Source organism: Cognatilysobacter bugurensis (genome assembly GCF_014652095.1).
In the GTDB taxonomy this organism is placed as follows: Bacteria; Pseudomonadota; Gammaproteobacteria; order Xanthomonadales; family Xanthomonadaceae; genus Cognatilysobacter; species Cognatilysobacter bugurensis.
Genome location: NZ_BMYD01000001.1, coordinates 1076395 through 1087388, shown reverse-complemented (window position 1 = coordinate 1087388; position 10994 = coordinate 1076395). Strand labels below are relative to the sequence as shown.

General features: G+C 65.4%; 7 protein-coding genes and 2 tRNA genes. 7 read left to right on the top strand and 2 right to left on the bottom strand.

The window, feature by feature from the left end; genetic code table 11:
* Window positions 1–52: 52 nt before the first annotated feature.
* From csrA to IE075_RS04925, 5 genes are all read left to right on the top strand, one after another.
* Window positions 53–259, top strand: coding sequence for a carbon storage regulator CsrA (csrA, locus tag IE075_RS04945; protein WP_189453850.1), 207 nt, complete (start codon window positions 53–55; stop codon window positions 257–259).
* 60 nt (window positions 260–319) lie between these two features.
* Window positions 320–412 (top strand) — tRNA-Ser (locus IE075_RS04940).
* A 128-nt stretch (window positions 413–540) separates the two neighbouring features.
* Window positions 541–617: transfer RNA gene (locus tag IE075_RS04935), tRNA-Arg, on the top strand.
* A gap of 391 nt (window positions 618–1008) precedes the next feature.
* On the top strand, window positions 1009–1944 hold the full coding sequence (locus IE075_RS04930; protein ID WP_189454815.1) for a YihY/virulence factor BrkB family protein: 936 nt from the start codon (window positions 1009–1011) through the stop codon (window positions 1942–1944).
* 347 nt (window positions 1945–2291) lie between these two features.
* The gene (locus IE075_RS04925; protein ID WP_229792320.1) at window positions 2292–3635 is read left to right on the top strand and encodes a TIGR03013 family XrtA/PEP-CTERM system glycosyltransferase; all 1344 of its coding nucleotides are present in this window, start codon (window positions 2292–2294) and stop codon (window positions 3633–3635) included.
* Between the two features lie 111 nt (window positions 3636–3746).
* Here IE075_RS04925 and IE075_RS04920 read toward each other — a convergent pair whose 3' ends face one another.
* Window positions 3747–4202 (bottom strand): J domain-containing protein, encoded by a 456-nt coding sequence (locus tag IE075_RS04920; protein ID WP_189453847.1) that lies wholly within the window; start codon window positions 4200–4202, stop codon window positions 3747–3749.
* Between the two features lie 755 nt (window positions 4203–4957).
* Here IE075_RS04920 and IE075_RS04915 point away from each other — a divergent pair.
* Complete coding sequence (locus tag IE075_RS04915) at window positions 4958–6391, top strand: lipopolysaccharide biosynthesis protein (protein WP_229792319.1); 1434 nt, start codon at window positions 4958–4960, stop codon at window positions 6389–6391.
* Between the two features lie 125 nt (window positions 6392–6516).
* Complete coding sequence (locus IE075_RS04910) at window positions 6517–7461, top strand: ATP-grasp fold amidoligase family protein (RefSeq protein ID WP_189453844.1); 945 nt, start codon at window positions 6517–6519, stop codon at window positions 7459–7461.
* Window positions 7462–7520: 59 nt separating this feature from the next.
* On the opposite strand, the gene IE075_RS04905 is transcribed toward IE075_RS04910, so the two are convergent.
* Window positions 7521–10745, bottom strand: a complete 3225-nt coding sequence (locus IE075_RS04905) for an NEW3 domain-containing protein (RefSeq protein ID WP_189453842.1) — start codon at window positions 10743–10745, stop codon at window positions 7521–7523.
* Between the last annotated feature and the right edge of the window lie 249 nt (window positions 10746–10994).

Genomic DNA, 10994 nt, shown 5'->3' with positions numbered 1-10994 from the left:
ATGCGACGATGTCGCGGCCGGCAGGGGATCCTGTCGGCATCAGGAGGTTGTCATGTTGATCTTGACGCGTCGCGTCGGCGAGACCCTCATGATCGGCGACTCGGTGACCGTCACCGTGCTCGGCGTCAAGGGTAATCAGGTGCGCATCGGCATCACCGCGCCGAAGGACGTCGCCGTCCATCGCGAGGAAATCTATCAGCGTATCCAGCGTGCCGGCGAGGCACCGACTGGGAGCGCGCCGGAAAACGGCGGCGGCTGAAGATAAGGTTTGCCGCGAGTGGGGTGAGCCGTTATGCTTCCCGCCCGCAGTGCTTCGTGCGGAGAGTTGCCCGAGAGGCTGAAGGGGCTCCCCTGCTAAGGGAGTATAGGGTCAAAAGCTCTATCGAGGGTTCGAATCCCTCACTCTCCGCCAGTTGTTCCGGCCGCGTAGAAACGGTTTGCGGCGTTCGATGGAATGTGTCGAATACAACGACACCACGTCGAAAAAAGTAAGAAAGGGATTGACGGATTTTTCTCAGTTCTTCATAATTTTTTGACAACGCGCCCGTAGCTCAGCTGGATAGAGCACCAGGCTACGAACTTGGGGGTCGGAGGTTCGAATCCTTCCGGGCGCGCCAAAATAAGCAGAGAAGCCGACGCTAACCCGTCGGCTTTTTTGTTTTTCACGATCGGTTGTTGGCCGTTGCTTTCTGTAACGGCGGGGAAGCGATTGCGATGCGGTGCCGCGCTCGCTTCGCGCCTTTAACGCGCCGAATCATCGGAAGCGTGCGCGGCGGCGCGCCTGCTCGAGGTGCCTTCGCGACCGAACGGACCGCTGCGACCGCTGCCTCGGCGCGACCCACAGGATTCGCCGCTCGTCGTGCGGCGTCATGGAGACGAGACTCGCGTGGTATCGCCGGGCGTCGTGCGCGGACGACTCGCGACCGCGTCCCGCAGCACACCTCTACGCCGACACTTCACGTGCTGCGCGGTATTTCTGGGGCTTGTTCTGCAATCGGACCGCACAACATGGCGAAGCACGACGGCACCGGCGCAACCTCGGGCGGGAAGCGCTCGTCATCCGGCCGCGCCGAACGCGCACGGGGAGAGAAGCCGACGGTGAAGCATGTGGTACGTCGCGCTGAAGGCAGCCTGCCAAAGGCACTCATGAGCCGCTTCTCAGACGCGAACCTGCTCACCCAATCGGCTGCGCTGGCCTATTACTCGTTACTGTCGCTTGCGCCGTTGCTGCTGCTGGTGTTGTGGATCACCGCGTCCCTGATGCCGAGCGCACAGGAGTCACTCATGCAGCAGATCGGCCAACTCGTGGGCGCCGAGGCGGAGGGGCTCGCTCGCACGATCGTGGACAACGCGGAGAAACAGCCGGGCACGGGCTCGATCGCGGGCATCTGGAGCACTGTGCTGCTCTTTTTGGGCGCGACGGTTGTGTTCGGTCAGCTGCAGGAAGCGCTGAACCGTATTTTCCGCACTGATTCGGACGAGCTCACTGGGATCATGGCGCTGCTTCGCAAGCGCGCGTTTTCGCTGGGCCTTGTGTTCGCGCTGGGCTTCCTGCTGCTCGTTTCGATGACGCTGAACACCGTGTTGCAGGTCGCCTTCTCGCACATGGAGTGGCTGCTTCCGCTAGTTGGCGGCTTGGTCACTTTCGTCGTGTACACGCTCGCGTTCGCGCTGATGTATCACTACGTGCCGGACCGCGAGGTCGGCTGGCGGCACGCGATCGGCGGAGGCGCGGTGACGGCACTGCTGTTCGTGATTGGCCGGGCGGCGATCGGCTGGTACCTCCAGCGCGCGGACCCGGGCTCGGCATACGGCTCGATGGGTACGCTCGTGATCACGATCGTCTGGGTGTACTACGCTGGCCTCATCGTTTTCATCGGCGCCCTTCTGACCGCAGTCGTGGACGAGCGGCTGAACGCGCGACACGAGCATGAGCCCGCGTAAGCGGACGCCTTGAGCCCATTCGGCCCACGGCCCGAGACGCCTAGGGCGACCGCGGCACCTCCGCGACGCGGGGGATGCGGCGTTTCAGAGCGTCGTTCGTGTCCTAATCGCGAGCGACGGTTCATCACGAGCGCTCAGGCTCGGACTGGACTCAACGAATTCGCGTCTCGCAGCTGAATCAACGCCTTCACGGGCGTCCGCCCTGCGAGGCCATTCGCGTTCTCAAGAGTGCAGGCCGTACGTCGAAGTGTATCGATCGCCGCCGCGTGTCTGGAACGTGAATTACGGAGCCGTCGATGAAGTCGCAGGTCGCGAGTCGCAAAGTACATCTGGTTCGAATGCTGTGGATGTCTGAGTTTGTGCTGCTGGTCATCGCAGCGATGCTCGGCGCTTCGCTGCGGTTCCTCAACGACCCCGAGGGCTACGCGGTCTTCTACAACAACACCCCGGCCCGCATGTTGATCCCCGCGATCTTCATCACGGTGTCGATGGCGGCATTCGGCCTGTACCAGGCTCACGACCGGCACAACCGGATCGACTTCTACCTCAGGTTGTTCCTGTCGTTCGCCTTCGGCACCATCGCGCTGCTGGTGCTGTACTACCTCGTTCCACGCGTCTACATCGGCCGCACAGTGCTGGCGCTTTCGCTCGCGATCGGCATGATCGGCGTCATGGCGCTGCGGACGGTCTCGCAGCACTTCCTGCGCAGCGCGGCGTTCAAGCGTCGGGTGCTGGTGTACGGAGCGGGGCGCAATGCCGATCTGATCAACAGCCGCATGCGTCGCCGGTCGGACCGGCAGTCATTCGTGATCGTCGGCTTCGTGCCGGTGTCCGGCCAGGAAGTCTGCGTCCCGGCACATCTGCGGACGAAGGTGACTGAGAGCGTGTGCAAGCTTGCAGACACGCTGCAGATCGACGAGGTTGTTGTGGCCCCCGACGAGCGCCGCGGCGGCTTGCCGATGGACGAGCTGCTGGAATGCGCGCAGAAGGGCGTGTCGGTGGTCGACCTGTCGACCTTTTTCGAGCGCGAGGCCGGCATGGTCACGCTGAGCGTGGCAGACCCGTCCTGGCTCGCGTTTTCGGGCGGCTTCGACCAGTCGGCCGTGCGTCGCCTCACGAAGCGCTTCTTCGATCTGCTGGCCGCTGGCTCCATGCTCCTCGTCGCATGGCCCGCAATGCTCGTCGTCGCGCTGCTCGTAAAGCTCGAATCTAAGGGGCCGGTGTTCTACAAGCAGGTCCGCGTCGGTGAGCAGGGCCAGCATTTCGAGGTCATCAAGTTCCGCAGCATGCGCGTCGACGCTGAAAAAGACGGGGTTGCCCAGTGGGCAACCAAGAACGACGACCGCACGACGCGCGTGGGTCGCGTGATCCGTGCGACGCGCCTTGACGAGCTGCCGCAGTTGTTCAATGTCTTGCGTGGCGACATGAGCTTTGTCGGTCCGCGTCCGGAACGTCCGCAGTTCGTCGAAATGCTCAGTCGTGAGGTGCGTTACTACAACGTGCGCCACTGCGTGAAGCCCGGCCTGACCGGCTGGGCCCAGCTGCGCTACCCGTACGGCGCATCGGTGCGCGACGCAGAAGAAAAGCTCACGTTCGACCTGTTCTACATCAAGAACCGCGGCCTTGTGTTCGACCTGATGATCCTGCTGCAGACGGTCGAGGTGGTGCTCTTCCGGCGCGGTGCTCGCTGAGGGCGGGGCGGATTGCCAGGTGGTAGATACGCAGACGGCGCCTGAGGGCGCCGTCGTCGTTTGAGTTCATCGGAGGTCGTGCCGCACAGGAGTGTCGTGCCGCAGCCGCGATCAAAGCAGGCGGCTGACTTCCCAGAGCGCGAGCAACAGGCCCAGCGTCACGATGATGACCACCAGGCGCAGGGTCACGGTGGACTGGCGCTCGGGCGGCGAAGGATCGCTGGACGGCGCGATCTGAAGCGCCGGCCGCATGGCCGTCATCATCGGATTGTGCGCGTGCGAAATGTGTACGCCCGGGTGCGCCGGGCTCGGGGCGTGGTGATTCCCGGACACCCGCGGCGATGCGCCTGGCATGCGCCCGTAGCGGCGGTGAAACCGTGTGACCGCGACATAGGTCGACACCAGTTCGCGCAGCATGGCCTGACCCTCGACGGTCGCAGGTTCGCGGCCGCTGCGGTCCGGATGCAGCTCGGCGATGCGGCGCATGTATGCGCTGCGGAACTCCTCCAGGCTGCAGTCAGGACGCAGGTCCAGCTGCGAATACACGAGCGAAAAATCGGCCTTCATCAATCGTCCTCAAGCACGCCCATCGTAACCGGGGCCCGTCGTCGGGTTGCTAACCCGAACCCATGGCCGCCTGTTACGAATGCCGCCGTTCATTCAAACGCACGAAGCGGCCAATGCCGGCAGCGGTTGAGACAAGTTGTGTGTTCGACGTGGCTCATCCGGATTGCACATGGATCCAGACAGCCAGCGGATCGCGGTTGGACAGGCGCGGATCGCTGACGCGCGAGCCGCGGTCGCCGTCGAAATGCTTCCGTTCTGGCCTGTACAGGCGGCCATCGACGTCTAGTGGACAGTGTCAAAGAGCCGCCGGCGATCGATGCCTAGGCTCTTCCGTTACACGCTCTGCGGCGGTGTGCGTCGCCTTCCCTTTGCTCTACGACGAATCCCGACTTGAGCCCGATCCAGTACGAACTTCGCACGCGGCCGCATGCGGCCGTCCGCCGTGTGCCCGCTTGCTGGGTGCGCGGAGCTGAGGCAAACCACGCAGCGCGTGCACCGTCGTGGAGAAGTCGCGGGCCTGCTGCGGGCCTGCCCGGCACCCCGGCGATTGCAGATGGGCGTTGGCAGGCCGCGGCTCGGCCAACCCCAGGGGCCTCCCGGTCATCGGTTGCCCAACCGAACTCGCGCGAACGCACTGAGGCGATGCATTCCCGATGAGCATTCCTGAAGAAAAAGCCCGGGTCGCGGCGAGCAGCCAAGCCCCGGGGGCGCCCGCGCGCGAAGCCCGAAAGCCGCCTAGCGTCGGCACCCATTACATGCGGTACTCGGTCGGCAGCCTGCTCGTCATGGTCGCGGGCTTCGTGTCGTTCCCCATTCTGACCCGCCTGCTCGACAACACCGAATACGGTGTCCTCGGCTACTACAACACTTGGGTGCTCATCGCGATCGCGCTCGCGAAGCTCGGTGGGCAGCACGCGATCATCCGCTTCTACCCCCACAACGCGGACCGCGACACCTACACCCACTTCAGCACGAACCTCGTCGTTCTGCCGATGCTGCTCTCGTTCACCCTGTGGGGAACGGTGACGGCGGGACTGCTCTTCTGGGAGTGGAGCGGACGGCACACGTTCTCATCGGTGTTCTGGTGCGTCGTGCTGCTGACGCCGGTCCTCGTCATGGGCAGTTTCGTGCAGATGGTCGTGCGCGCAAGCGAGCGCTCGGGGATCGTGATGGCCACGCGCGTATCGCAGCGCTGGCTCGAACTCGGTTTCGGCGTCGCGTTCGTCATCTTCATCGAGCGCACCGCGCTGTCGGTCTTCCAGGGGCGGCTCGCAGCGGCCGCGCTGCTGCTTGCGTACTTCACTTGGTGGTCGTTCCGGCACCTGCGTTTTTCACGCAGCATGGTCGACCGGGCCGCAATCGTTGGGGCACTGGCGTACGGCATGCCGCTGATGGTCAATGAGTTCGCGGCGATGGGCCTGGCCGCGTCGGACCGCATCCTCATCAAGGAAATCACCGGCGACTTCGCCGCGGTCGGTATCTACACGATCGGCTATGCGCTGGCTCAGCAGATCAACCTCTTCATGCATGCGGCGCTGTCCGAAGCGTTCGTGCCCGTCGCCAATCGCACGTACGGCAGCGGGGGCGACGAGGCAGTTCGCGATCTCAAGGGGCGCATGCTGCTGCCGATTGCGTATGCGTCCATCGGCATCGCCACGATGGTGCTCGCCATCGGGCAGGAGGCGATCGTCGCGCTCGCAGGCGCGGACAAGGCGGCGTCCGGCGCGGTGTTCGTGATTACCGGCACCGTGATGGCGCTCTATCCACTGTTCGACATCTCGAGCTACGGCCTGCTGCTGCAGAAACGCTCGAAGACGGTGTTGATGATCACCGTCGCGGCTGCTTCGTTGAGCATCGCGACGAATCTCGTGCTAATCCCGCGCTTGGGTTACATGGGCGCTGCGTGGGCGACCGTGGTCACGTACGGCGCCCTGTGGAGCTTGAACTTCATCCTCTGCCCGCGCGGGCTGCGGCGCTTGCCGGACGCGCGCACGCTTGTCACGGCGCTAGGCTGCGCCACCGTGCTGCTCGCGCTGATCTGGGCCACGGACCTGTTCGGAGTGCAGAGCGCCTGGGGCCGCGTGTTCGTCGGCGGTGGGCTGTTTATCGCGCTCTATGCGCTGCCCGTGTGGCTGTTCGATTCGCGTCTGCGTGCGATCTTGCCGCGCTTCCGACGCGGCGGCATTTGACCGGTCGCGCTGCGCAATCGCGTCTTTCCGGTCGAGCGGTGCGTAGATCGGCGTCGACGTCGTCGTAACTCCCCTCTGCACATCCTCATCCGATTCACCTGAACTCTTTTGACGGCGACCGCCCGATGCCCTTGCCCCGCCCGATCTCCCGCGTCTACGTGCGCTTCCAATTCGCCATGCGCCGCGTCGTCGGCGTAGGCCGGGTCGAGAAGATCCGCTACCTGCTCAAGCACGGCCACCTGCCGCGCCTGCATGCGCCGCGCACGCTCACCGAGAAAATTTTCGCGCGCAAGCTGCTGCATGGGCATGACCCGCGCTTCCCGATCATTGCCGACAAGGTCGACGCGCGTCAGTGGGTCGCCGAGCGCATTGGCGACGAGTACCTCGTGCCCGCGCACGGTGTGTACGAGTACGACGAGCTCGAAAAGATGGAGATCGTGCCCGGGCAGGTCATCAAGTGCGCAAACCGCAGCGGCGGCGTGTACTTCGCGACCGAAGAGCTCGCACGTGACCGCCAAGCGTTCATTGCCAAACTTCGCAAGGACCTGGACTTCGATTTCGCGAGCTGGACCGGTGAGCCGTGGTACGCGCGCATCCCCAAGCGCGTCCTCATCGAGCAGTCGCTCGTCGACGATCGTGGCCAGGTGCCGGTCGACTACAAGTTCTTCGTGTTCGACGGCGAAGTGAAGAGCGTGCAGATCCACATCGACCGGTTTGGCGACCACAAGCGCGCGATGTTCGACCGCGCGTGGAATCTGATTCCGCTCGGCAACGCGATCCCCGAACAGCTGCCGCCGCCGCCGAAGCGCTATGCCGAGATGGTCAAGATCGCAGAGACGCTCGGGCGCGAATTCGACTTCATCCGCGTCGACCTGTTCGAGATCGAGGGTGAGCGCATCTACTTCGGCGAACTGACGCTGGCACCGGGCTCCGGCCTGACGCAGCTCGATCCGCTCGATTACGACGCGGTGTTCGGCCGGTACTGGAACGTCGACCCGGCGCACGTCGTCGAAGCCGCCGCGAACGGCTCGACCCAGAACGACGAAAGGCAGCTTCAGGTCAAAGCCTGAAGCTGCCTCTGCAGCGTCCGCGAGCGGATCGCTGGCTGAGCGGGCGGTGCGCCCCGCGATTACTTCACCGAGAACGTCGTCGATCCGGAGGCGCTCAGCTCACCGATCGTCGCCGTCGTGCGCAGCTTGTACGTGCCGATCGAGCTCAGGCCCGTGCCGCTGACGAACGACGCCTTGGCGTAGCCTTGGCTGTTGCTCGTGCCCTTGAGCACGATCTCGCTGATCCCGTCGGGCTTGAGGGCGCCGAAGCGCACCGCCGCACCGGAGACCGGCTTGCCGTCCTTGAGCACGCGCGCAGTCATCGAAACCGTCTGGCCGGCCGAGTAGGTCGTCTTGTTCGTGACGACCGAGTTCGTGAGGATGTCGCCGACCTGGAACGTGCTGGTGGCCGAGCTCGTGAGATCGCCGTACGCGGCCTGTGCGGTCAGACGGTACCGGCCGATCCAGGTCGAACCGGTGCCGGAGACGAACGACGCCTTTGCATAGCCGTACGTGTCGGTCGTCGCCCGCAACACGATCTCGCTGATCCCGTCGGGCTTGAGGGTGCCGAAGCGCACCGCCGCGCCGCGCAGCGGCTTGCTGTCGAGCAGCACGCGCGCCGTCATCGTGACCGTCTCACCGGGCAGGTACGCCGTCTTGTTCGTGTTGACCGTGCCGGTCATCGTCGGTGCAACCACCTTCTCGATGACCTTGACGCTGTACACCGACGACGCGCTCGCCGTGTGCACCGCGCCCGCTGCGCTGCTCGAGCCGACGCCGATGCCGTAGGTGCCTGCCGTTGCGGTGCCGGACGAGGTGACTTGCAGCGTAGCCGTCGTGCTGGCACCCGGCGCCAGCGTTACGCTCGTTGCGCTCAGTAGGCCGGTCCAGCCGGTCGGCACCGTGCGGGCGAGGGCAAAGGCCGAGGTCGTGCACGCCGCGCTGTCGTTGTTCTGCAACGAGATCGTGTACGTGTTCGTCGTGCCGGGAACCACTTCGGTCGTCGGGCCGGTGAGGGTCATGGTCGGTGCAGCGGCGACGCAGACCGGTGCCAGAACGTTATAGGCACTCGACGCGGTTGCCACGTGCACCGCGCCAGCGGCGCTGCTCGAGCTGACGGCGACCCCGTAGGCACCGGTCGTGGCTGTCGTCGCGGACGTGACCTGCAGTGTGGCGGTCGTGCTCGCGCCCGGCGCCAGCGTCACGGCCGGGGTGCTGAGCGTGCCCGTCCAACCGGCCGGAACTGTGCCTGCGAGCCCAATTGCCGTGCTCGCGCATGCAGCGCTGTCGTTGTTCTTGACCGACACCGTGTAGGTGCTCGAGGTGCCCGGTGCGACCTGGGCCGTCGGACCGACGAGGGTCATCGTCGGTGCCGCGGCGACGCACACCGGCGCCAGCACTTCGTAGACAGTCGACGCGCTTGCCGTATGCACCGCGCCCGCGGCGCTGCTCGTGCCGACGCCCACGCCGTAGCTGCCGGTCGTCGCCGTACCCGCCGAGGTGACCTGCAACGTGGCGGTCGTGCTCGCGCCCGGCGCCAACGTCACGGCCGCCGCGCTGAGCGTGCCCGTCCAACCGGCCGGCACGGTGCGAGCGAGCGCGAAGTTCGTGTTCGAGCACTCGGCCGAGTCGTTGTTCTTGACGGAGATCGTGTAGGTGTTCGTGGTGCCCGGCGCCACCTGGCCCGTCGGGCCCGCGACCGTCATCGTCGGAGCGACCGGACTGCAGACCGGCGGGGGCGCAACCTGCCATTCGTATGCGCCGATGTCGCTCTTGACGCCGGACGGACGCGGCTGGACGAGGAAGTCGTTGGTGACGTCGGCGAGCTGGCCCACCTTGTCGATCACCGGGCTGCCGTCCAGCGGGGTCGCGTCGAACGCGGCGAGCGTGATGTTCTTGAGCTTCGGATCCTGACCGCAGATCGAGCCCGTCGGGCAGGTGTTGTTCTTGACCTTCCACACGAGGTTGCCGGCCCAGGAGACGACCGCCGGCGCGTTGTTCGCGTAGTAGACCGAGCTCTGCATCGTGGCATCGTCCCAGCGCGGGAAGCCGACGAGGACGTTGTTCTCGATGCGGATCGTCGAGGTGCTGTCGCCCTCGTTCGCGCCGATCAGCACGCCGCCTTCGCCGGTGATCGCGTTGTGGCGCGCGACGATCTTGTCGTTGGAGGTGGGCACGAACTGCAGCGTGTTACCGCTCGCGCGGCAGTTGTCCGCTTCGAGCATGTAGTCACGACCGCGGAAGTACGCGCAGTTGCTGATGAGGACCGAGTTCTCGACGACGACGTTGCCGCGGATCTTGGCCTGGTTGCCGGCGTTGCCGACGGCATGCAGGCGACGCACGACCACGGTGGTGGTGTCTTCGCCGTCCATGTAGCGCAGGTCGAGGCCGTCGGACGTGTTGTGGTGGATGAAGCTGTCCTCGATCAGCCACTGGCCGCCCGTGTAGTAGGTGCCGATGCCGTCGCCATAGCCGCCGGTCTGCTGCGCCCAGCACGCCCAGGTGGCGCCCGTCTGCCAGCGCTCGCCGCAACCGTTCCACGCCACTTCGACGTTACGCAGGACCATGGAGCCGGAGTTGCTGCTCGCGGTGCCGCCGACGCTGCCGTCCCAGCCGGCCTTGCCGTTCTTGTTGATGCGAACGCGTTCGATGAGCCAGTTCGACAGCGCGCCGGTGTTCATGCCCATGTGCGCAAGACCGTGGATGTTGAGGTCGTGCAGCCACACGTTGCTGGAGTTGGTCGCGTACAGGCCGACTCGCGCGTAGTTCGTACCGAGCACGCAGTTGGCTTCGGTCGCGGTGTGCGAGTACACGCAGTCGTTGCGGTCGGTGACCTCGAGGTTGCCGATCTCGATGTTCGAGCGGTCCTGAAGGTTGATGATGCGGCTCGTGTTGACCGCGCCCCACAACACCGGCGTGGTCCCGGCCTTCCCGAGGATGCGCGTCTTGGTCGTGGCCGACGGGCCCGACGGTGGCGCCGCCATGTAGCAGCTCGAGCCGCCGCAGCTGCCGGCGCCCGGTGCACCCTGGCCCATCATGTAGCTGCCGCCGCCGATGATCAGCGTGTCACCGCCGGCAATGCGCGGCGTGCCGCCCGGCGGCAGTGCAAAGAAGGGGTGCTTCCACGCGCAGTTCAGCGCGGTGCCCGTGCCCGGGTAGGCGGCATCGGAGCGGCCGTTGCACTGGTTTGCGTCGCCACCGTCGGCGCGGACGTAGAACGTCGCGGCCGAGGCGGTCGCCGAAGCGGCGAGACCCATCGGGATCAGAAGGGCGGCGAGCAAGGTGTTGCGATGCAGGGGGGACATCGGAAGCTCCACAAGAGTTCGTTCGCAGGGCAGGCGCGGTGGCCTGCGCTGTTGGTGCGACGGACTCTATGGAGCGATGACACGGGCTTTTGTGGGACGGTTCACATATGCCGTCCACCTATGGAGTTTTCATCTTCAAAAGCGGGCGTCGATCAAATAACGCGCCGGGATGGCAAGCATCCGAGTTGTTCGCTGTCACAAAAACGACGTGACGCGCACCTCGAAAAGCCGGGCGGTGCGCGACCAATG